The organism is Arthrobacter sp. Y3221157 (assembly GCF_059089865.1).
The window spans coordinates 18,279-39,611 of sequence record NZ_JBNHFD010000018.1; the positions used below are offsets into that span (position 1 = coordinate 18,279).

The window sequence follows — 21,333 nt, forward strand, 5'->3', positions numbered from 1 at the left end:
CGGGGGGAACGGCCCGTCACAGTTAAAATTACTTGAAGCTTCAATTTATTCCAAGTACTTTCCTATGGTCCGCTGGTGAGGATGCGGCCTCCCAGCACCACGTGGGAAAGATCCCGGACAGCTTCCGGCCGGGTGCGCGGATCCTCCCGGCAGAGAACGACGTCGGCACGCGCCCCCTCAGCCACGCCGTCGGCTCCGAGCCACTCCCGCGCCGCCCAGCAGGCAGCGTCGAGCGCAGCCGCCACGGGCAGGCCTGCCTGGTGCAGTGCAAGGATCTCGTCGGCGATCCTGCCGTGCCTGATGACGCTGCCGGCGTCGGTACCTGCGTAAATCCTCACGCCGGCGTCGTACGCCTCGCCCACCCGCTCCAGGCGCCGCTCCCACAGGGCCATCATGTGCGCGGCGTAGCGCGGGAATTTGTGCCTTGCCTGCGCAGCGATGTCGGGGAACGTGGCGATGTTGACCAGGGTAGGGACGATGGGCACGCCCTGTTCCGCAAAACGGGGAAGGTGCCGCGGCAGGAGGCCGGTGGCGTGCTCGATGCAGTCAATGCCCGCATCCAGCATCTGGTCAAGAGTGTCTTCGGCGAAGCAGTGCGCAGTCACGCGGGCGCCCTCGTCATGGGCGGCCCGGACGGCGTCACGGACGACGGCGGCCGGAAACGAGGGTGCCAGGTCGCCGGCTCCGCGGTCGATCCAGTCCCCGACGAGCTTGACCCAGCCGTCGCCGTCGCGGGCCTGTTTGCGCACGGCCTCCACCAGGTCCTCCGGTTCCACCTCGTCCGCGAAGCCACGGAGGTACCGGCGTGTGCGGGCCACATGGCGTCCGGCCCGGATCAGCACCGGGAAGTCCCGGCCGCCCTGCATCCACCGGGTGTCGGCCGGTGAGCCGGCATCACGAACCAGCAGCGTTCCGGCAGCCAGGTCCACCCGGGCCTGGCGCGCCGCGGTGGCGGAATCCACCGGACCCTCCGCCCCCAGCCCGATATGGCAGTGGGCATCCACCAGGCCGGGCAGCACCCACCCGTCCAGCACCCGGTCCGGAGCCTGCTGCGGGCGGATAAACGTCAGCACCCCGTCCACGGACCACAGGCCACGGTGTTCGCTGGCCGGCCCGGTCAGCACAGGGCCGCTGAATTCTATGATTTCCGGCATCGGACTCCCTTTTCGTCGCCAGTCAGGCTAGCACCGGCAGTCGTGGCAAGGATCGGCGGAGCGGCTGTGGTAGCTTCGTTCCTGACCACACGGGTGCCCCTGCAGGGGCTGAGATCGGGCTGAGGCAGCCTGCGACCGTCGAACCTGTCCGGGTAATGCCGGCGAAGGAAGTGAGTATTCCTTGAGTACACCAAATGAACAGCAGAGCCCTGCCCAAAACCAGTCCGGGAGCGCACAGCCGGACGGAAAGCCAGGGGCACCTGCCACCCGGTCACTGGCATCGCATGCGCTGGCCTTCATCGAAGATGGCGAATCCGGCATCCGGGTCCCGGTGACGGAAATCTCCCTGGAACCGTCCCCCAATGGAGAGGCGAACCCGCCCTTCCGCACCTACCGGACCGCCGGACCGGGCAGTGATCCGGTAATGGGGCTGCCGCCCTTCCGGGCAGCATGGATCGCAGAGAGGGGAGACACCGAGGCGTACAGCGGCAGGGACAGGAACCTGCTCGACGACGGCCGCTCGGCTGTCCGCCGCGGCGCCGCATCAGCCGAGTGGAAGGGCGCGCAGCCGGCGCCCCGCCGCGCCGTCGTAGGCCGGACCGTGACCCAGATGCACTATGCCAGGCAGGGCATCATCACACCTGAGATGCGCTTCGTGGCCCTGCGCGAAAACTGCGACGTGGAGCTGGTCCGCAGCGAACTGGCGGCGGGCCGGGCCATCATCCCCAGCAACATCAACCACCCCGAGTCGGAGCCGATGATCGTCGGCAAGGCATTCCTGGTGAAGATCAACGCCAACATCGGCAACTCCGCTGTCACCAGTTCCATCGCAGAGGAGGTGGACAAGCTGCAGTGGGCCACGCAGTGGGGCGCGGACACAGTGATGGACCTCTCCACCGGCGATGACATCCACACCACGCGGGAATGGATCATCCGGAACTCCCCCGTGCCGATCGGTACCGTGCCCATCTATCAGGCGCTGGAGAAGGTCAATGGCGAAGCCAACAAGCTGACCTGGGAGATCTTCCGCGACACCGTCATTGAGCAGTGCGAGCAGGGCGTGGACTACATGACGGTGCACGCCGGTGTCCTCCTGCGCTACGTGCCGCTGACAGCAAACCGGGTCACGGGCATCGTGTCGCGTGGCGGCTCCATCATGGCCGGCTGGTGCCTGGCGCACCACCAGGAGAATTTCCTCTACACGCACTTCGACGAACTGTGTGAAATCTTCGCCAAATACGACGTCGCGTTTTCGCTTGGGGACGGGCTGCGGCCGGGTGCCACGGCGGACGCGAACGACGACGCCCAGTTCGCGGAGCTGGACACGCTCGCGGAACTCACCCTGCGGGCCTGGGAATACGACGTCCAGGTGATGGTGGAAGGTCCCGGGCACATCCCCTTCCACCTGGTCCGTGAAAACGTGGAGCGCCAGCAGGAGCTGTGTAAGGGGGCGCCCTTCTACACCCTGGGTCCCCTGGTTACGGACGTGGCGCCGGGCTACGACCACATCACGTCAGCCATCGGCGCCACGGAAATCGCCCGCTACGGCACGGCGATGCTCTGCTACGTGACACCGAAGGAACACCTGGGCCTGCCCAACAAGGACGACGTCAAGACGGGGGTCATCACCTACAAAATCGCAGCGCACGCTGCGGACCTGGCCAAGGGCCACCCCGGCGCGCACGAACGCGATGACGCGCTGTCCAAGGCACGCTTTGAATTCCGCTGGCGCGACCAGTTCGCCCTGTCACTGGATCCGGTGACCGCCGAGGCCTTCCATGACGAGACGCTCCCAGCGGAGCCGGCCAAGACGGCCCATTTCTGCTCCATGTGCGGACCCAAGTTCTGCTCCATGCGGATCAGCCAGGATATCCGGGACGAATACGGAACCGCGGAAGCACAGGCGGCCCTTGCCGACCGGGCCACGGGGATGCGGGAGAAGAGCCAGGAATTCCTGGCCTCGGGCGGCAAGGTCTACCTGCCGGAACCGCGGCTGCCCGAGACTGTCTCCACGTAGAAGCCTTCCCCTTCGTCCGGCTGGCAATTGGGGGCCGGCCGGACGAAGGGGAAGCCCGGGCGGTCCGTCAGGACGCCCGGGCGGACCGGGCCCTGCTGATGTCGCTGATAAAGGACCGGACGGCCCGGTCCCCGTCGGGGGAATCATGCGGCCGGTGCCCGCCGGCAGCGGTGCGGTGCACGGCTCCGGTTTCGCGGAGGTAGCCGGCAATTTCCTCGTACAGGGGTTCCCATCCGCCGGTCAGGACCAGGGTGGGGACCCCGGGAACGATGTGCAGCGGCGCCTCCCAGGAGGGCGCCTGCAGCCGCAGGCGCCGGGCGGACCGCTTCTCCTCCGCGGTGGCCGGTTCCTGCAGGTCGGTGGCATAGACCCGCCGCACGAACTCGCGCTGGAAGTCTTCGTCGCTGAGCTGGTGCCGGACCTCGAACAAGGGCTGCATGAGGCCGATGTGGGCCGCCGTGGCCGGCAGTTCCGCCGTCAGCGACAGGCATGCCGGTTCCACTAGGGTCAGCGAATAGACGAGATCGGGCCGTTCCACGGCAGCCATCATGGCCGCGATGGCACCCTGGGCGTGGGCCACGACGTGGCCGCCGGCGGCGCCGCGCCCATCGTCAGCGAGCGACCGCAACACGATGGCGGTATCCGCGGCGAACGAGGACTCCACCGGTTCGGCGACCGGATCGAAGCCGTGGCGGCGCAGGAACAGAGCGTCGTAGGACAGTGCCATGCCATGCTGGCGCGGCCATGCTGCGGCACCGTAACTTCCGGCGCCGTGCACGAACACTACCCTCTGCTTGAACATGTCCCAACCCTATTCCACGGCACAGACTTCCCCGGGAACCGCCCCAGCAACCAGCATTCGGCGCCCGGCAGGGCGCTGCGGGAGTATCCCCTGCTGGTCAGCCCGGCGGAAGCCCCTACTTGCCGAGGAACTTGTCGAAGCCCTTGGGCAGGTTCAACTGGGACGGGTCGAAGTCGCCGGACTGCTGGCCGAAGGCAGCGCCGGTCGGGAGCGCCTTGGCGGCGTTGGCCCGGCGTGCCTCGGCTTCCTTCCGCTCCTGGGCCGCCTTGGCCGGATTGCCGGACTTTGCCTTCTTCTTCGGCGCGCTCTTGGCGTTCTTCCGCGCTCCCCCTCCGGCGCCGGGAAGGCCGGGCATGCCCGGCATGCCCGGCATGCCACCCTGGGCCATCTTCTTCATCATCTTCTGGGCCTGGGCAAAGCGCTCCAGCAGGCCGTTGACCTCGGAAACGTGGACACCGGAACCGCGGGCGATACGGGCGCGGCGCGAGCCGTTGATGATCTTGGGGGCCAGGCGCTCGTGCGGCGTCATGGAGCGGACGATCGCTTCCACGCGGTCGATCTCGCGCTCGTCGAACTGCTCCAGCTGCTGGCGGATGTTCTGGGCACCCGGCATCATCATGAGCATTTTCTTCATCGATCCCATGTTGCGGATCTGCTGCATCTGGGCGAGGAAGTCCTCCAGGGTGAAGTCTTCCTGGTCGGCGAATTTCTTCGCCATCCGGGCAGCTTCTTCCTTGTCCCAGGACTTCTCGGCCTGCTCGATGAGCGTGAGGACATCGCCCATGTCCAGGATGCGCGAGGCCATCCGGTCCGGATGGAACAGCTCGAAGTCGTCCAGTCCTTCACCCGTGGAGGCGAACATGACCGGCTTGCCGGTGACCGACGCGACGGAAAGCGCCGCACCGCCGCGGGCGTCGCCGTCGAGCTTGGACAGGACGATGCCGGTGAAGTTCACGCCCTCGTCGAAGGCGAGCGCCGTGTTCACCGCGTCCTGGCCGATCATGGAGTCGATGACGAACAGCACTTCGTTCGGCACGATGGCGCGGCGGATCTGGCGCGCCTGCTCCATCATGTCGGCGTCGACGCCCAGCCGGCCGGCGGTGTCGACGATGACGACGTCGTGCAGCTTCTGGCGGGCTTCCTCGACGCCGGCGCGCGCCACTTCCACGGGATCGCCCGCAGGCCGGTCGAGTTCGGTGGAGGTGGCGCCCGGGTGCGGAGCGAAGACGGGTACCTTGGCCCGCTCGCCCACCACCTGCAGCTGGGTGACGGCGTTGGGGCGCTGGAGGTCGCAGGCCACCAGGATGGGGCTGTGGCCCTGGGCCTTGAGCCACTTGGATAGCTTGCCGGCGAGGGTGGTCTTACCGGCGCCCTGGAGGCCGGCCAGCATGATGATGGTGGGGCCGCTCTTGGCGAGGCGGATGCGCCGGGTCTCGCCGCCCAGGATCTCCTGCAGTTCCTCGTTGACGATCTTGACGATCTGCTGGCTCGGGTTCAGCGCTGCCGACACCTCGGCGCCGAGGGCGCGTTCGCGGACCCGCCCAGTGAATTCACGCACCACGGGAACGGCAACGTCCGCGTCAAGGAGGGCACGGCGGATCTCACGGACTGTGGCATCGACGTCCGCCTCAGTGAGGCGGCCCTTGCCGCGGAGATTCTTGAAGGTTGCTGTCAACCGGTCAGACAGGGAATTGAACACGCGCCGCGCACTTCTTTCAGGAGATGATCGGGACTCGACTATCTAGGGTACCAAGTCGGGCCCGGCAGATGGCATGCTGGCAAAATGACGAGCCAAACAACTGTAAAAACCCTGCTCATCCTCGGCGCCTCGGGGGATCTGACCGGCCGGCTGCTCCTTCCGGGCCTGGCGCGCCTGGTGGCAAGGGGACGCGGGGCCGGGCTCCGGCTTGTCGGGGCAGGGTCGGACCCCTGGACGCCGGAGCAGTGGCGGGAACGCGTGCAGTCATCCTTCACTGCGGCGGCCGAGGCTGCCGGGGCCGACGGCCGGGATGCTCTGAAGTCGCTGGAAAAGGAGACCGTCTACCACCAGCTGGATGTCACCGCCGGTGGTGCCCTTGCGGCGTTACTGAACAGCCTCGAGGGACCGGTGGCAGTGTACTTCGCACTCCCTCCGAAGATCAGCCAGCTTGCCTGCGAATCCCTGCGGCCGGAGGACGTTCCGCCCGGGACCCGGCTGGTGATGGAGAAGCCGTTCGGTTCAAGCGAGGAGTCCGCACGCTCCCTCAACCAGACCCTGGTGCGGCTCGTCCCCGAGGACCATATCCACCGCGTGGACCATTTCCTCGGCAAGGCCACCGTGCTGAACATCCTGGGGCTGCGCTTCGCGAACAACTTCCTGGAGCCGGTCTGGAACCGGCACCACGTCGAAAAGGTGGAAATCATCTTCGACGAGGACCTCGCTCTGGAGGGGCGCGCCCGCTACTACGACAGCGCCGGCGCCCTCCGGGACATGATCCAAAGCCACCTCCTGCAGATCATGGCACTGATGGCCATCGAACCTCCCGCCACCATCCGCGAGCGCGACCTGCGGGACGCCATCTCCGCGGTCCTGCGTGCCAGCAGCGTCAACACCCCTTTGGCCGCCTGCACCCGGCGGGCACGCTACACGGCCGGAACTGTGGCGGGGAAGAACGTCCCCGACTATGCCAGGGAAGAGGGCGTGGACCCGAAGCGCGGGACCGAAACGCTCGCCGAGATCGAGGTCGGGATCGACAACTGGCGGTGGAAGGGTGTCCCCTTCATCCTCCGTTCGGGCAAGGCCCTGGGTGCCAAACGGAAGGAGGCAATTGTCACGTTCCGGCCGGTACCGCACCTTCCCGCGGGCTTCACGGGTGTCGACTCCCCCAACCAGCTGCGGATTGGCTTCGGCCCCGACACCCTGCAGTTCGACGTCGACGTGAACGGCCCGGGCGATATTTTCAGCCTCAGCCGGGCGACCCTCGAAACCGAACTCAGCGCCTCGGACCTGCTCCCCTACGGGGAAGTCCTCGAGGGGGTCCTGGCCGGTGATCCGCTGCTCTCGGTCCGGGGCGACACGGCAGAGGAATGCTGGCGGATCGTTGAGCCGGTGCTCACGGCCTGGCAGCGGGAAGCGGTGCTGCTCGAGGAGTACGACGCCGGTTCGGCCGGTCCCGCAGCGTGGCCCACCACCGGACGGCGCGGGTAGGCCGAAGGCCGTCCTGGACCTGCCCCTGCCTGCCTCCCGGCACTGGCACTGGCACAGCAGCTTTCCGGCACAGCAAAGGCGGGGGGCCTACCTTCCGGTATGCCGCCCGCCTGCTGCTTACTCACCGCCCTGCCCTAGATTGCGGCTACTCCCCGTTCGCCGGTCCGGACCCGGACGGCTTCGAAGACGTCCACTGTCCAGACCTTGCCGTCCCCGGCGCGGCCGGTGTTGGAGCTGGCAATGATCACGTCCAGGATGTCGTCCGCCTGCTCGTCCGTGGCCAGCACCTCCACCCGGATCTTGGGCAGGAGATCCACGTTGTACTCCGCTCCGCGGTAGACCTCCGTGTAGCCGCGCTGCCGGCCGTAACCGCTGGCCGCGCTGACCGTCAGGCCCTGTACGCCGTAGGCTTCCAGTCCTTCCCGGATTGCTTCGAGCTTTTCCGGCCTGACGATTGCAGTGATCAGTTTCATGCCCCCACGCTTTCCTTACCTGTTGCTGATTCGTTCTGCTGTGCAGCCTTTGCCGGCTGGGCCGCGGAGTCCTGCTGACCCTTGCCCGTGATCATGTCGTGCAGCGGCTGGAAGGATCCGCCGTGGCCGCCCACACCGAACTCGTAAGCCGTTTCGGCGTGCAGGCTGAGGTCCACGCCCACGGTTTCCTGTTCCTGCGAGACCCGGAAGCCCATGGTCTTGTGGATGGCAAGGGCGATGATGAGCGTCAGGATTGCCGAGTAGGCGATGGCGATGCCGGCGGCTGCGAGCTGGGCCCACATCTGGGTCATGCCGCCGCCGTAGAAGAGGCCGCCGCCCACGCCGTCGGTGGGAAGTGCGATGAAACCCAGGGCCACGGTGCCGATGATGCCGGACACGAGGTGCACGCCGACGACGTCGAGCGAGTCATCGAAGCCCCAGCGGAACTTCAGGCCGACCGCGAGGGCGGAGGCCACACCGGCCACGACGCCGAGGCCGAGGGCACCCACGGGGCTGACGTTGGCGCAGGCCGGTGTAATGGCAACCAGGCCGGCAACCACGCCTGAGGCGGCACCGAGTGAAGTGGGGTGTCCGTCACGGATGCGTTCGGTGACGAGCCAGCCCAGCATTGCTGCGGCGGGAGCGGCGAGGGTGTTGACCCAGATCAGGCCGCCCTGTTCTGCGGAAGAGGCGAGGCCGCCGTTGAACCCGAACCAGCCGAACCACAGGATGGCAGCGCCGAGCATGACGAACGGGATGTTGTGCGGGCGGTGGTTGGGGTCCTTGCCGAAGCCCTTGCGGTTGCCGATGATGAGGACCAGGATCAGGGCCGCCACGCCGGCGTTGATGTGGACCACGGTTCCGCCTGCGAAGTCGATGGCCGGACCGAGCGCCTGGCCGATGGCGCCTTCCTCACCGAAGAGGCCGCCACCCCACACCATGTAGGCAAGGGGGCAGTACACCAGCGTGACCCAGACCGGCACGAAGACGCTCCAGGCGCCGAACTTGGCGCGGTCCGCGATCGCGCCGCTGATCAGGGCCACGGTAATGATGGCGAAGGTTGCCCCGTAGCCGACAAGGATGAGGCCTTCGGGCGAATCCGCTGTGTTGACTCCCTCGAGGCCGAAGTTCGCGAACGGGTTCCCGACGATCTGGAGGAAGCCGTCACCGCCCGTCATGGAGTAGCCCCACAGGACCCACACAACGCTCACGATGCCGATGGAGATGAAGCTCATCATCATCATGTTCAGTGCTGCCTTGGCGCGGGTCATGCCGCCGTAGAAAAATGCCAGACCCGGTGTCATGAGCAGCACGAGCGCTGCCGCCACCATGAGCCATACGTGACCTGCGGTAAGTTCCATGGTGCACGTCCTCTCTCATCCGAATGTTGCGGAGTTCTCCGCCTGCCAACGCCGTTTGCGTCCTGTAAAAAGTGTGTCGGCGGCGTGTTTCGCCCGGAGAGGATTTAGATTGCCGGTCTGTTACAAGAACCTCTAGGAAGTAAATGGTGCATATCCGGGTTGTTACGGTTGTGTTTCACCACCCCAGCCGCATCCCGGCAACCCACTGTGCAAGGAACTTCGCTTCATGACTGCAGCACCCCGCGTCAGCGGTGCCACATCAAGGATCTTGGCCCGGCTTCGGCCAGGGAGGGACAAGCTCCCGCGCGATATCAAGGTGATGCTGGTTGCGGCGTTCCTGATCGCGCTTGGATTCGGGCTTGTTGCGCCCGTATTGCCGCAGTTCGCCACAACCTTCGGGGTGGGAAACACCGAGGCTGCGGTGATCGTGGCCATCTTCGCCTTCATGCGGCTGGTCTTTGCGCCGGCGGGCGGCACGCTGATCGGCCGGCTGGGTGAACGGCCGGTCTATGTGGCGGGGCTGCTGATCGTGGCGGCCTCCACGGCTGCATGCGCCTTCGCCGGGAACTATTGGCAGTTGCTGCTCTTCCGCGGCCTGGGCGGTGCCGGATCGGTCATGTTCACCGTCGCCTCCATGGCGCTGGTGGTGCGCCTGGCCCCGCCGGAGAGCCGCGGCCGGGTATCAGGGGCTTACGCATCCGCATTCCTGGTCGGCAACGTCTGCGGGCCCATCGTGGGCGGCCTGCTGGCCGGGTTCGGCCTCCGCATCCCGTTCCTGGCCTATGCCGCCGCCCTGGTGGTGGCCGCCGTCGTGGTCCAAACCCAGCTGAGCCACCAGCGCCGCGGGTCAACGGATGGGCGGACGAAGGCCCCGGACATGCAGTTCGGCGAAGCCCTGGCTACTGGCGCCTACCGGTCCGCGTTGTTTTCCAGCTTTGCCAACGGGTGGGCGACGTTTGGGGTGCGGATGGCCACGGTTCCGCTGTTTGCAGCTGCTGCCTTTGGTTCCGGACCGGAAGCTGCGGGCCTGGCCCTGGCTGTCTTCGCCGGTGGAAATGCGCTGGCCCTGACCTTCTCGGGGCGCCTGGCCGACACACTGGGGCGCAAGCCGATGATGATCTGGGGCCTGCTGGTGGCGGGCCTGGCCACCGCGGGCATCGGCTTCACCCAGGACCTGTGGTGGTTCCTGGCCGCCTCGGCGCTGGCCGGGATCGGGTCGGGTCTGTTCGGACCTGCACAGCAGGCTGCCGTTGCGGACGTGATCGGGAACGGGCGCTCCGGCGGCAAGGTGCTTGCGGTCTACCAGATGGCATCCGACGTCGGTGCGATCGCTGGGCCGGTCCTGGCCGGAGTGCTGGCTGACCGGCTGGGCTTCGGCTGGGCTTTCGGCGCCACCGGCGGCATCATGCTGGTGGCGGCCTGCACCTGGCTGGCAACCCGCGAAACGCTGCGGCAGGCGAAGCCTTAAAAGCCGGGAGCCGGCACCCGGCCTGGTAAAGGACCGGGTGCCGGCTCCGGACGCCTTAGTTCAGAAGCGCGTCAACGAAGCTTTCGGCTTCGAACGGGGCGAGGTCGTCCGCCCCTTCACCCAGGCCGATCAGCTTCACGGGAACGCCAAGGCTCTTCTGGATGGCGACGACGATCCCGCCCTTGGCCGTTCCGTCCAGCTTGGTCAGGACGATGCCGGTGATGTTGACCACTTCCGAGAAGACCCGCGCCTGGTTCAGGCCGTTCTGGCCGGTGGTTGCATCCAGGACCAGCAGGACCTCGTCCACCTCGGCAAGCTTTTCCACCACGCGCTTGACCTTGCCGAGCTCGTCCATGAGGCCCACCTTGTTCTGGAGCCGCCCCGCGGTATCGATCATGACCACGTCGACTTCCTGGTCGATGCCGGCCTTGACAGCCTCATAGGCAACGGAGGCCGGGTCGGCGCCGTCGATGTCCGACTTCACCGTGGGAACCCCCACCCGCTGGCCCCAGGTTGCCAGCTGCTCGGCGGCAGCGGCGCGGAAGGTGTCCGCGGCTCCCAGCAGGACATCCTTGTCTTCGGCAACCAGCACGCGGGCGAGCTTGCCCACCGTGGTGGTCTTGCCCACGCCGTTGACGCCCACCACCATCATGACGGCCGGCTTATCGGCGTGCCGCTGGACGTTGAGGCTCCGGTCCATCGTGGGGTCCACGAGTTTGATGAGCTCTTCCCGCAGCAGCGCCTTGACCTGCTCAGGTGTCCGGGTGCCCAGCACCTTGACCCGCTCGCGCAGGGCGTCCACCAGCTGCATGGTGGGTTCGGTGCCAAGGTCTGCCAGCAGCAGCGTTTCCTCGACCTCGTCCCAGACGTTCTCGTCGATCTTGTCGCTGGAGAGCAGGGCCAGCAGGCCTTTGCCCATGATGTTGTTGGAGCGGACAAGCCGCTCCCGCAAGCGGACCAGGCGGCCGGCGACGGGCAGCGGGGTTTCCACCGGGATGACTTCCAGCCCGGCCGCATCATCGGGAACCGTGGTGGTGTCGAGGTCCTCGACGTCGACGCCGGCCGGCGCCTTCCGGTCCACCGCCGGCTCCGGGCGTTCATCGACGAGCGTGCTGCCGCCGGACTGCACTTCGGGGTCGTTTGCATCACGGGTGCCCGGGTACTGGGTGATGTTCTTCCGAGTCTTCAGCAGGACGGGAATCAGCCCGCCGATAACCGCCAGGGCAGCAACAATGGACAGAATAATGGGAAGGATGTCGTTCACTCCCCTAGCTTCTCACAAGGAAGCGGGCGCCCTTGGCGGCTCCGCGGCGGCTGGCCTGCCGCGACGACGCCCGGACCGCAGCGCTACGCGTCGGCCCCCAGCCGCTGGCTGATGACGGTGGAGACGCCGTCGCCCCGCATGGTGACGCCGTACAGGGCGTCAGCGACCTCCATGGTGCGCTTCTGGTGGGTGATGACAATGAGCTGGCTGGACTCCCGGAGTTCCTCGAAGATGGTGATGAGCCTGCCCAGGTTGGTGTCGTCAAGGGCGGCCTCCACTTCGTCCATCACGTAGAAGGGTGAGGGGCGGGCCTTGAAGATCGCCACCAGCAGGGCAACGGCGGTCAGGGACCGTTCTCCGCCGGAGAGCAGTGACAGCCGCTTGATCTTCTTGCCTGCCGGGCGCGCCTCGACGTCGATACCGGTGGTGAGCATGTCCGAAGGGTCGGTGAGGACCAGACGTCCCTCGCCGCCGGGAAAGAGCCGTTCGAAGACCCTGACGAACTGCGCCGAGGTGTCCTCGAACGCCTCGGTGAAGACGCGCTGGACGCGAAGGTCCACTTCCTTGATGATGTCCAGCAGGTCCTTGCGGCTTGCCTTCAGGTCCTCAAGCTGGGTGCTGAGGAACTGGTGGCGTTCCTCCAGGGCCGCGAACTCCTCGAGTGCCAGCGGGTTTACCTTGCCCAGGCTGGCGAGGTCGCGTTCGGCTTTCCGGAGCCGCTTTTCCTGCTCCGACCGGTCGAAAGGTTTTCCTTCCCGGATTTCTTCCCCGGTGGCATCCACCGGGGCGCGCAGGGCGGCCCATTTGTCCCCGCTCTCCTCTGCGGGGACCGGCACCGGCACGTGCGGTCCGTAGTCGCTGACCAGGGCGTCCGGGGTGATGCCGAGTTCATCCACCGAGCGGGTTTCCAGCGCCTCGATCTGTGCACGCTGCCGGGCGCGGGCCAGCTCGTCGCGGTGCACGTTGTCAGTTAGCTCGGCGAGTTCCCGGGCCAGCGCATCATTGGTACTCCTGACGTCCTTCAGGCCCTGCTCGCGCAGCTCACGGTTCTCTTCGGCGCGGTCCCGTTCAGTTGCGGCAATCGCGACGGAAACATCCACGTGGCGGAGCGCGGCCTCAACTGCGGCAACGACTGCCGCTGCCCGCCGGGCCTGGACGCGCCTGCGCCTGGCGCGTTCGGCTGCTTCCTCCCGGGCCCGGCGCTCGGTGGCAGCCGCGCGTTCCAGCGATGCGACGCGGTTCCGGGTGGCGGACAGCTGCTCTTCGGCGCTGCGCAACGCCAGCCTCGCCTCCACCTCGGCGGCCCGGGCGGCGGATGCCTCCCGGGCGAGGGCGTCACGGTGTTCAGTGGACGGTTCCTGCTCCACCGGTGCCTCCTGGGCCGCGGCAAGGCGGGCGGCGACGGCCGTGAGTGCTTCCTGTTCCGCCGCAACGTTGGCTTCGGCCCTGGCGAGCGACGCGGCAAGCCGGTCGCTTTCGCCGGCGGCGCTGCGGAGGACGGAGTTGAGGTGGCCCAGACGTTCCGCCACGGCGGCAAGCCGGGCATCCGACTCGTGCAGCCGGTCGAGGGCGGCGTCGGCCCGTTCCTGTGCTTCGGCGCGCCGCGCTTCGGCGCGGGCGAGGGCGAACCTGTTCTGCTCAATGACCGCTGTCACGGCCGAAAGCTGCTGTGCGGCGTCGTCGACGGCGGCCTGGACCTCCAGCAGCGACGGCGCCTTGGCTGAGCCTCCCGTGGCAGAGACGGCGGTGAGGATGTCACCGGCCCGGGTCACGGCAGTGATCTGCGGCCGGCGGGACGCCAGTGCAATTGCCGCAGAGACATCTTCGACAATCGCGGTCCCTGACAGCATGTGCCTGGCCACGCTTAGGCCCGGGCCACTGCCGTCAATCAGGTCGCCGGCCCACTGGGCTCCGGCCGGCAGGCTGTCCGCGCTCCTGCCCTCCCCGGCGTCGGCAGCGGACTGGAGCAGCAGGGAGGCGCGGCCTGCGTCGTCGTCCTTGAGTAGCTGCAGGACGGTGGCCGCGGTTTCGGCGTCCCGCACCAGCACAGCATCGGAGGCCTCCCCGAGGGCCGCCGCGATGGCGGTCTCGTATCCGGGCTCCACCGCCAGTTCCCCGGCGACGCTGCCTTCGACGCCGGCGACGCCGGACTGCAGGATGTGCCGTGCACCGTCCTTGCGGTCCAGGCCCAGCTTGAGCGCATCCCTGCGCGCCGTAAGGGCGTCACGCCTGCGGATGCCCTCATTGACATCGGACTTGAGGCGGGCAATGTTTTCAAGGACAGCCTCCAGCTCGGCACTGGCGTCCTCATAGTCGGCGTCGAGCGATTCCTCGCCCTCTTCAACTCCCGCCACCTGGTTTTCCAGCGCGGTGAACTCTTCCTGGGCGCGGGCGCGGCGTTCCACCCCGGCCGCGAGCGATTCCCGCAACCTGCCGAGTTCGGCCTGTGCGGATTCCACCCGCGACCTGGCTGCCGCCACCTGCCCGGTCAGCCGGGCCAGGCCCTCCCGCCGGTCAGCCGCGGCACGCAGCTGGGCCGTGAGCCGCTGGTCTTCCGCGGCGGCGGCCTGCTCGGCCCCGGCTTTTGCCGACGTGGCCGCTTCCAGCGCACTCCGCCTGTCCACAATCGTCAGCTCGAGTTCGGCCAGTTCCTCCCGCACCCGGGCAGCCTGCCGTTCCAGCTGTTCCGGGTCCCGGCCGGAGGCGGGCGCGGTGTCAGCTGAGCCGAGCAGCCGGCTGCGTTCGCGGGCCAGTGACCCGAGCGAGCGGAGCCGCTCCCGGGCCGCGGACAACTGGTACCAGGTGTCCCTGGTTGCGTTGAGCCTGGGGGTGGCTTCTGCTGCCAGCTGCTCCAGTGCTGCCTGCTGCCGCCGGCCGGCCTCCAGCTCCTGTTCAACGACGCCCCGCCGAGCCTTGAGGGCGGCTTCGTCCGCGACGTCCTGTTCCAGGGCGAGCTGCAGCTGGACCAGGTCGTCGGCCAGAAGGCGGGCCCGTGCGTCGCGGACGTCGAACTGGACGCGCTGGGCGCGCCGGGCCACCTCGGCTTGCTTGCCGAGCGGTGTGAGCTGGCGCCGGAGTTCGGCCGTCAGGTCCGTGAGGCGCTGGAGGTTCGCCTGCATCGCTTCGAGCTTGCGGACGGTCCGCTCCTTGCGGCGCCGGTGCTTGAGGATGCCGGCGGCCTCCTCGATGAAACCGCGCCGGTCCTCAGGTGTGGCGTGCAGGACCCGGTCGAGCTGCCCCTGGCCCACAATCACATGCATTTCCCGGCCGAGCCCCGAGTCGGAGAGCAACTCCTGGATATCCAGCAGGCGGCACGATGCCCCGTTGATGGCGTACTCAGACCCGCCGGTCCTAAAAAGGGTGCGGGAAATGGTGACTTCGCTGTATTCGATGGGCAGGGCGCCGTCGGAATTGTCGATAGTTAGGGACACGTGCGCCCGGCCCAGGGGAGGCCGGCCCGCCGTGCCGGCAAAGATAACGTCCTCCATCTTGCCGCCGCGAAGGGTCTTGGCGCCCTGCTCCCCCATGACCCAGGCCAGGGCGTCCACCACATTGGACTTGCCGGAACCGTTGGGGCCGACTACCGCAGTGACCCCCGGCTCGAAGTCGAAGGTGGTGGCGGACGCAAAGGACTTGAACCCCCGGACGGTGAGGCTTTTGAGGTGCAAGGCGTTTCGGATCTCCTCGGTGGCTGCAGCTGCTGCTTGGCACACCCAAATTTACTGGGTTCGGGGCCAAAGTCCCGGATTCCCGCGGTTGTCTTGTGGCTACCGCAATCGGTCCCGATTGCAGTCAGTTACCAGCGTCCGTTGCGCGGGCGGGGCTGGCAGACCGGGCAGGTGTGGGATGAGCGGTTCATGAACTGCTCCCGGCGGATGGTGGCATGGATTCCTGCCGCGGCGCACCGCTTGCATGGCTCCCCTTCGCGGCCGTAGGCGTTCAATGACCGGTCGAAGTAGCCGGATGCACCGTTGACGTTGACGTAGAGGGAGTCGAAGCTGGTTCCGCCGGCAGCAAGGGCGTCGAGCATGACAGTGCGGGCACTTCCCAGGACTCTTTCGGCCTCGGCCCTCCGCAGGGTGTCCGTGGGCCGGGCATAGTGCAGCCGCGCAGCCCACAGGGCTTCGTCAGCGTAGATATTGCCGATACCGGAGACAAGGCCCTGGTCCAGCAGCGCCCGCTTGAGCCCGGTTTTGCGCTTGCGCAGGCGGCGGTAGAAAAGATCGAAGGAGAAGGCCGGGTCCAGCGGATCCCTGGCAATGTGCGCTGCCTCTTCCGCAATCAGAGCAAGGGGGGACTCGGCAAGGCCGCCTGGACCGCCGTCGTCCGTGGGGACCATCGCCGTGACGAACAGTCCGCCGAAAATCCGCTGGTCTACGAAACGCAGCTGTGACGGCATGCCGTCACAGCGGCTGAGCCGGAAGCGGACCTTGAGGTGCTTTTCGTCCGGCACGTCCCGGTCCTGCATCAGGAGCTGGCCGCTCATGCCAAGATGCGCCATCAGCGCCACCGCCGGGACGCCACCATTTCCAGGCGTTTGCCCGTCTTCGAGACGCGAGCTGTCCAGCAGCGGCATCCACAGGAACTTGCCCCGGCGCACGACGTCCGCCACCAGGGCACCCTCAAGATTGCCGATGAAATCTTCGGTCCCCAGGGCATGGCGGCGGATGGAACGCGGGTCCAGGACGTCGACGGCTTCGATGGTGCGGCCGCGGACCCAGCTCACCAGGCCGCGGCGCACCACTTCCACCTCGGGCAGTTCGGGCATGCGCTACTTCGCTGCTACGGAACCAGCTGACGTGCCGGACGCGTCGGTGGATTTGGCTCCGGAGAGGACACGCCAGGCATCGGCGGCGGCTTCCTGCTCCGCTTCCTTCTTGGAGTGGCCGGAGCCCTTGCCGTAGGCCGTCCCGCCAATGTTCAGGACAGCGGTGAAGGTGCGGGCATGGTCCGGGCCGGCACCGTCCACAGCGTAGTGGATGGTGCCCAGCTGCCGGCTTGCCGCAAGCTCCTGGATGCTGGTCTTCCAGTCGGTACCGGCGCCCAGTACGGCAGCGTCCTTCAGCAGCGGACCGATCAGCCGCATGACCAGCTGGCGGGCGGTCTCGATGTCATTGGACACGTACGTGGCACCGATCAGCGCTTCCATGGTGTCGGCCAGGATTGACGCCTTGTTCTTGCCTTCGGTGAGCTTTTCGCCCTGTCCAAGGTAGATGTAGTCGCCGATGCCGAGGCTGCGCCCGATATTTGCCAGGGCGCGGGTACTCACCACCGCGGACCGCCGCTTTGCCAGATCCCCTTCAGGAAGGTCCGGGTTGTCCCGGTAGAGGGCATCCGTCACGGAGAATCCCAGGATGGAGTCACCCAGGAACTCGAGCCGTTCATTTGTGGGAATGCCGCCGTTCTCGTAGGCGTAGGAACGGTGTGTCAGCGCAAGACGAAGCGTCCCGGCGTCAATAGTGACACCGAGACGCTTCAGAAGCTCTTCAGTTGAAGACATCTGGTCAGCCTGAGTGGCCGATTAGACGTCAGCGACCTTGCGGCCCTTGTACTCAAGGAACAGCGCAGTGCCAGCAGAGTCGGTAACGACCTTCGCCTGGTGCGGCAGGCTGTAAGTAACCTGGCCGTTCTCAACGGTCTTCACCAGGTGGGGGGCGGTCGCCTTCCACTGCGAGCGGCGGGCGCGGGTATTCGAGCGAGACATTTTCCGCTTGGGAACAGCCACGGCTAACTCATTTCTCTCTAGACAAACACGTACAAATCAATTTTGCCGGTCAGGCTTAGCCATATCAGCTAGGGCAGCCCAGCGAGGATCAATGACCTCGTGGTGGTGCCCCGGCTCGTCTTCCAGGCGAACTCCGCATTCGGAGCAAAGGCCCTGGCAGTCTTCCCGGCACACCGGCTGGAACGGCAGCATGGTAACAACCGCGTCCCGCAACACCGGTTCAAGATCGATTAGATCGTGCTCGACTCGACGTTGCTCTTCATCATCTTCTTCGTCCGAAAGCTCAGCGCCTTCGTAGAAGAAAAGTTCTTGCACATTGACCTCCAGGTCATACGCAAGGGGATCCAGGCATCGGCCGCATTCACCAGATACTTCGGTGAGGGCGGTTCCTGATACCAGAATTCCTTCGTGTACGGCCTCAAGCCTCAGATCCAGCTCGACATCCGAGCCTTCCTGAACACCAATGAGCGGCACACCAAGATCACTTGGTGCGGGTACATGTTCCTTCAGCGTCCGCATGCTTCCCGGGCTGCGACCGAGATCCTTGACATCGAACACCAAGGGCGAACCAGCATCTCTTTTAATGAGAACTCCTGTTGAACATATGACCGACGTACCATTTTAGCCTGAAGAATCCCGGGGACTCAAACCGGGGTGCCGGCGGGCTGGAAGTACCGGACTAGCCTACCGCCTGGGCTGTTGATCCTGCGCAGGCTCGCCAGCAAGCATCCGCCGCTGCACCGATCTGGGGACATAGTCGGACACGTTTCCGCCCAGGCCCGCCACTTCCTTGATAAGGGTGGATGACAGGTGGACATAGTGGGCCTCGGCGGGCAGGAACACGGTCTCCACACCGCTGAGCTGGCGGTTCATGGTGGCCATGGGCAGCTCATAGTCGAAGTCGGAGGAAGACCTTAGCCCCTTCACGATCGCGGAAACACCACGCTGGCGGCAGTACTCGGCCAGCAGGCCCTCCCCCACGGGCTCAACAACGATTCCTTTGAGCGAGGCCAGGGTTTCCCGGGCCATCTCCAGCCTCTCGTCCAGGGTGAACCTGTACTTCTTGGCGTAATTCGTGGAGATGGCCACGATGACTTCGTCAAAGAGCCCGGCCGCCCGCGCAATAACCTCAAGATGGCCGTTGTGGATGGGGTCGAAGGATCCTGGGCAGACAGCTCGTCTCATGCTCCGAACCTACCCCATTAAAAGCCCGGGATAACATGACTGGATGCATCCTCGACGGGAACATTCCCCAGCTCCTGCCCCATGGCAGCGCACGGCCCTCGGCGCCAATCTCCTGACGCCCGACGGCGGCCTGGGCGTAACGATCTTCGAGGAAATGACCGGCTTGGCGGTCCGGACGGGCGCAATCAACCTGGGCCAGGGCTTTCCGGACGAGGACGGGCCGCTGGAAATCCGCGAGGCGGCACGCGCAGCCATCAGTTCAGGAGCAAACCAGTACGCCCCGGGCAAGGGAGTCCCGCTGTTGCGGGAAGCTGTGGCAGCCCACCAGGAGCGCTTCTATGGCCTGACGCCGGACCCCGAAACAGAAGTGGTTGTCACCACCGGAGCCACCGAAGGCATCGCGGCGTCCCTCCTTGCCTTCGCCGGCCCCGGTGACGAAGTGCTCACCTTCGAACCCTTTTACGATTCTTATGGCGCGGTGATTGGCCTCGCGGGTGCCACCCATGTGACCGCACCGCTCGTGGCGCCGGACTTCCTCCCGGACATGGCGGCCGTCGAAGCAGCGTTCAGTGAACGGACCCGGGTTGTTCTGGTCAACAATCCCCACAATCCCACAGGGGCCGTCTTCCCCCGCAGCGTCCTGCAGCGGATTGTGGAGCTGGCCCGGAAGTACGACAGCATCATCATCACGGACGAGGTTTATGAGCACCTGACGTTTGGCGTCAGCCACATCCCGGTCGCCGGCCTTCCGGGGGCAGCAGAGCGGACCATCACCATCTCCTCGGCGGGAAAGACCTTTTCGCTCACCGGCTGGAAAGTGGGCTGGCTTTCCGGGCCGGCAGACCTGGTGGCGGCAGCGCGGACCGTGAAGCAGTTCCTCACGTACAGTTCCGGGACGCCCTTCCAGGCGGCTATTGCAGCCGGCCTGGCCCTGCCGGATGCCTTTTACAAAGGCATCGCCGCTGACCTGGAGCACAAGCGGGACATCCTTAGTGCCGGGCTGCGCGCCGCCGGCTTTGAGGTCTTCTCCCCGCAGGGCACCTACTTCGTCAACGTGGACACAGCCCCCCTGGGCATCACGGACTCGGTGGACCTTGCCAGGCGGCTGCCTGCCCTGGTGGGCGTGGCGGCCATACCGGTCCCGGTGTTCTGCCACCCGGAAGGAGCGGAACGGACGCGCAGCCTGCTCCGGTTTGCCTTCTGCAAGAAGACCACCGTGCTTGAGGAAGCCGCCGGAAGGCTGGCCACCCTGGGCGAAAGGCTCTGATGTCCGCCGAGGACACCGGCCATGCCACCAGGTTCCTGCGCAGCACGGGCCAGCACGCCGCCGTTCATCCGGACAGTTTCACAAAGGGCAGCTATGTGTTGAGCATTGGCGGCGCCGAGCAGTCCCACGTCAACCTTGGCCACCCGGAAGAGATTTTCTACGAGTACCTCCGCAGGATCGGGCACCTGGTGGACCTTTCAGCCCCTCCGGGAGAGCCGATCCGGGCGTTGCACCTGGGCGCCGGAGCGCTGACGCTGGCCCGCTACATCCAGGCCACCCGGCCCGGGTCAGTGCAATATGCCGTGGAACTGGAGCGGGAACTGCTTGATTTTGTCCTGCGTCAGCTTCCGCTTCCGGACGGAACGGACCTTCACACCATCACCGGGGATGCCAGGGATGCATTGGGTGAACTGGACCCTGGGCTTACCTTCGACGTCATCATCCTCGACATTTTTTCCGGGCCCGAAGCCCCCGCCCATCTTGCCTGCGCGGGCTTTTACAGTGAAGCGCGGGAGAAGCTGGGCCCGGAGGGTGTGCTGGTGGTCAACGTCGGTGACGAGCCGGGACTGACGCTGGTGCGCAGCCAGGTAACCGCAATGCGGCAGGCGATGGCCGACGTCGCTGCCGTCGCCGAAGCGGGCATGTTCGAGGGCCGGTACCCGGGCAACATCATCCTGGCGGGCACGCAGGTGCCATGGCCAAGGGAATGGTCCTCGGAACTTGTGGCCCGGGGCCCGCACCCCGCCAGGGTGTTGGCCGGCGTGGACCTCGACCCCCTGGCGGGCTAACGCCTATTGGGTTTGCCCCTCTGACTCTGCCGCCTCCGGAATGTCCTCGCCGGCAATCGCGTCCGGCACATACGGCTCGGCAAACCACAGCCTGGTTTCGCCGTATTTCTTTTCCGCGAACCGCGCCAGGCTGCCGGGCCATCCAGGCTCCGGGGAACGGGATGAGCGTTCCACCACCACCACCGCCGCCGGCGCGAGATGCGGGGCCAGTTTCTCCAGCACAGCGGACAATGCCACCTCCTCAAGGGGATACGGCGGGTCCAGGAAAACCAGGTCCCAGCTTGCGGCCGGCGCGGCGCGGTCCAGGAACGGCTCAACCTTGGACCGGTGCACCGTTACCGCTTTGCGCCCCAGGACCCCGTTGAGGAGGTCCGCGTTCCGCTGGCAGACGGCGCTTGCCTTGGCATCGGATTCCACCAGGTCCACGGCCTGGGCGCCCCGGCTGCCGCTTTCGATTCCCAGCGAACCGGAGCCTGCGTAAAGGTCCAGCACCCGTGAGCCGGATATGACGTCGAAAGCGTCGAGGCGGGAAAACAGTGCTTCCTTGACGCGGTCGGTGGTGGGGCGGGTCAAGGAGCCGGGAACCGCTGACAGCGGGGTGCCGCCGGCGGCACCGGCTATGATCCGGCTCATTCTGGCCTC

Annotated in this window: 18 protein-coding genes and 1 riboswitch; of the genes, 5 read left to right on the forward strand and 13 right to left on the reverse strand. The window is 66.6% G+C overall.

What is annotated here, in order from left to right; translation table 11 throughout:
* Positions 1-62 precede the first annotated feature (62 nt).
* Entirely contained in the window at positions 63-1,154 is a 1,092-nt protein-coding gene (locus AC5RTT_RS07495; RefSeq protein ID WP_494144660.1) for an amidohydrolase family protein, read from the reverse strand.
* 79 nt (positions 1,155-1,233) lie between these two features.
* Positions 1,234-1,341: riboswitch (TPP riboswitch) on the forward strand.
* Between AC5RTT_RS07495 and thiC the strand changes: the two genes are divergently transcribed.
* Complete coding sequence (thiC, locus tag AC5RTT_RS07500) at positions 1,336-3,171, forward strand: phosphomethylpyrimidine synthase ThiC (protein WP_494144661.1); 1,836 nt, start codon at positions 1,336-1,338, stop codon at positions 3,169-3,171. It overlaps the preceding riboswitch by 6 nt.
* Before the next feature lie 67 nt (positions 3,172-3,238).
* On the opposite strand, the gene AC5RTT_RS07505 is transcribed toward thiC, so the two are convergent.
* Together AC5RTT_RS07505 and ffh are read right to left on the reverse strand one after the other, a co-directional pair.
* Positions 3,239-3,973, reverse strand: coding sequence for an alpha/beta hydrolase (locus AC5RTT_RS07505; RefSeq protein ID WP_494008551.1), 735 nt, complete (start codon positions 3,971-3,973; stop codon positions 3,239-3,241).
* 115 nt (positions 3,974-4,088) lie between these two features.
* Positions 4,089-5,672: a signal recognition particle protein gene (gene ffh / locus AC5RTT_RS07510; RefSeq protein ID WP_494008552.1), complete on the reverse strand. Its 1,584-nt coding sequence runs from the start codon at positions 5,670-5,672 to the stop codon at positions 4,089-4,091.
* Positions 5,673-5,756: 84 nt separating this feature from the next.
* Between ffh and AC5RTT_RS07515 the strand changes: the two genes are divergently transcribed.
* A complete protein-coding gene (locus AC5RTT_RS07515; RefSeq protein ID WP_494144662.1) occupies positions 5,757-7,160 on the forward strand; it encodes a glucose-6-phosphate dehydrogenase in 1,404 nt (467 codons plus the stop codon).
* Positions 7,161-7,294: 134 nt separating this feature from the next.
* Here AC5RTT_RS07515 and AC5RTT_RS07520 read toward each other — a convergent pair whose 3' ends face one another.
* Together AC5RTT_RS07520 and AC5RTT_RS07525 are read right to left on the reverse strand one after the other, a co-directional pair.
* Positions 7,295-7,633, reverse strand: a complete 339-nt coding sequence (locus tag AC5RTT_RS07520; RefSeq protein ID WP_255768384.1) for a P-II family nitrogen regulator — start codon at positions 7,631-7,633, stop codon at positions 7,295-7,297.
* The gene (locus AC5RTT_RS07525) at positions 7,630-8,994 is read right to left on the reverse strand and encodes an ammonium transporter (protein WP_494008554.1); all 1,365 of its coding nucleotides are present in this window, start codon (positions 8,992-8,994) and stop codon (positions 7,630-7,632) included. The genes AC5RTT_RS07520 and AC5RTT_RS07525 overlap by 4 nt, the downstream gene beginning before the upstream one ends.
* Before the next feature lie 226 nt (positions 8,995-9,220).
* Here AC5RTT_RS07525 and AC5RTT_RS07530 point away from each other — a divergent pair, with 226 nt between their 5' ends.
* Complete coding sequence (locus tag AC5RTT_RS07530; RefSeq protein WP_494050684.1) at positions 9,221-10,462, forward strand: MFS transporter; 1,242 nt, start codon at positions 9,221-9,223, stop codon at positions 10,460-10,462.
* A 55-nt stretch (positions 10,463-10,517) separates the two neighbouring features.
* Here the strand turns inward: AC5RTT_RS07530 and ftsY are convergent, their stop codons facing one another.
* From ftsY to coaD, 7 genes are all read right to left on the reverse strand, one after another.
* Complete coding sequence (ftsY, locus tag AC5RTT_RS07535) at positions 10,518-11,726, reverse strand: signal recognition particle-docking protein FtsY (RefSeq protein ID WP_494144663.1); 1,209 nt, start codon at positions 11,724-11,726, stop codon at positions 10,518-10,520.
* Positions 11,727-11,809: 83 nt separating this feature from the next.
* Positions 11,810-15,394 carry a chromosome segregation protein SMC gene (gene smc, locus AC5RTT_RS07540; protein ID WP_494144678.1) on the reverse strand — a complete coding sequence of 1,195 codons (3,585 nt, stop codon included), beginning with the start codon at positions 15,392-15,394 and terminating at the stop codon, positions 11,810-11,812.
* A gap of 128 nt (positions 15,395-15,522) precedes the next feature.
* The gene (gene mutM, locus AC5RTT_RS07545; protein WP_494144664.1) at positions 15,523-16,494 is read right to left on the reverse strand and encodes a bifunctional DNA-formamidopyrimidine glycosylase/DNA-(apurinic or apyrimidinic site) lyase; all 972 of its coding nucleotides are present in this window, start codon (positions 16,492-16,494) and stop codon (positions 15,523-15,525) included.
* Between the two features lie 3 nt (positions 16,495-16,497).
* The gene (gene rnc, locus AC5RTT_RS07550; RefSeq protein WP_494008558.1) at positions 16,498-17,226 is read right to left on the reverse strand and encodes a ribonuclease III; all 729 of its coding nucleotides are present in this window, start codon (positions 17,224-17,226) and stop codon (positions 16,498-16,500) included.
* A gap of 21 nt (positions 17,227-17,247) precedes the next feature.
* Complete coding sequence (gene rpmF / locus AC5RTT_RS07555) at positions 17,248-17,451, reverse strand: 50S ribosomal protein L32 (RefSeq protein WP_009356569.1); 204 nt, start codon at positions 17,449-17,451, stop codon at positions 17,248-17,250.
* 36 nt (positions 17,452-17,487) lie between these two features.
* The gene (locus tag AC5RTT_RS07560) at positions 17,488-18,012 is read right to left on the reverse strand and encodes a YceD family protein (protein WP_494144665.1); all 525 of its coding nucleotides are present in this window, start codon (positions 18,010-18,012) and stop codon (positions 17,488-17,490) included.
* A 123-nt stretch (positions 18,013-18,135) separates the two neighbouring features.
* Positions 18,136-18,636, reverse strand: a complete 501-nt coding sequence (gene coaD, locus AC5RTT_RS07565; protein WP_494008560.1) for a pantetheine-phosphate adenylyltransferase — start codon at positions 18,634-18,636, stop codon at positions 18,136-18,138.
* Positions 18,637-18,679: 43 nt separating this feature from the next.
* Here coaD and AC5RTT_RS07570 point away from each other — a divergent pair, with 43 nt between their 5' ends.
* Positions 18,680-19,903, forward strand: coding sequence for an aminotransferase class I/II-fold pyridoxal phosphate-dependent enzyme (locus AC5RTT_RS07570; RefSeq protein ID WP_494144666.1), 1,224 nt, complete (start codon positions 18,680-18,682; stop codon positions 19,901-19,903).
* On the forward strand, positions 19,903-20,691 hold the full coding sequence (locus tag AC5RTT_RS07575) for a spermidine synthase (protein ID WP_494144667.1): 789 nt from the start codon (positions 19,903-19,905) through the stop codon (positions 20,689-20,691). Before AC5RTT_RS07570 ends, AC5RTT_RS07575 begins: the two co-directional genes overlap by 1 nt.
* A 3-nt stretch (positions 20,692-20,694) precedes the next feature.
* Here the strand turns inward: AC5RTT_RS07575 and rsmD are convergent, their stop codons facing one another.
* Entirely contained in the window at positions 20,695-21,324 is a 630-nt protein-coding gene (gene rsmD, locus AC5RTT_RS07580) for a 16S rRNA (guanine(966)-N(2))-methyltransferase RsmD (RefSeq protein WP_494144668.1), read from the reverse strand.
* Positions 21,325-21,333 lie beyond the last annotated feature (9 nt).

What these genes read in the sequence shown, in the direction of transcription:
- AC5RTT_RS07495 (WP_494144660.1), bottom strand. Translation starts at nt 1,154, where the DNA reads ATGCCGGAAATCATAGAATTCAGCGGCCCTGTGCTGACCGGGCCGGCC.
- AC5RTT_RS07505 (WP_494008551.1), bottom strand. Translation starts at nt 3,973, where the DNA reads ATGTTCAAGCAGAGGGTAGTGTTCGTGCACGGCGCCGGAAGTTACGGT.
- AC5RTT_RS07515 (WP_494144662.1), top strand. Translation starts at nt 5,757, where the DNA reads ATGACGAGCCAAACAACTGTAAAAACCCTGCTCATCCTCGGCGCCTCG.
- AC5RTT_RS07520 (WP_255768384.1), bottom strand. Translation starts at nt 7,633, where the DNA reads ATGAAACTGATCACTGCAATCGTCAGGCCGGAAAAGCTCGAAGCAATC.
- AC5RTT_RS07525 (WP_494008554.1), bottom strand. Translation starts at nt 8,994, where the DNA reads ATGGAACTTACCGCAGGTCACGTATGGCTCATGGTGGCGGCAGCGCTC.
- AC5RTT_RS07530 (WP_494050684.1), top strand. Translation starts at nt 9,221, where the DNA reads ATGACTGCAGCACCCCGCGTCAGCGGTGCCACATCAAGGATCTTGGCC.
- mutM (WP_494144664.1), bottom strand. Translation starts at nt 16,494, where the DNA reads ATGCCCGAACTGCCCGAGGTGGAAGTGGTGCGCCGCGGCCTGGTGAGC.
- rnc (WP_494008558.1), bottom strand. Translation starts at nt 17,226, where the DNA reads ATGTCTTCAACTGAAGAGCTTCTGAAGCGTCTCGGTGTCACTATTGAC.
- coaD (WP_494008560.1), bottom strand. Translation starts at nt 18,636, where the DNA reads ATGAGACGAGCTGTCTGCCCAGGATCCTTCGACCCCATCCACAACGGC.
- AC5RTT_RS07570 (WP_494144666.1), top strand. Translation starts at nt 18,680, where the DNA reads ATGCATCCTCGACGGGAACATTCCCCAGCTCCTGCCCCATGGCAGCGC.
- AC5RTT_RS07575 (WP_494144667.1), top strand. Translation starts at nt 19,903, where the DNA reads ATGTCCGCCGAGGACACCGGCCATGCCACCAGGTTCCTGCGCAGCACG.
- rsmD (WP_494144668.1), bottom strand. Translation starts at nt 21,324, where the DNA reads ATGAGCCGGATCATAGCCGGTGCCGCCGGCGGCACCCCGCTGTCAGCG.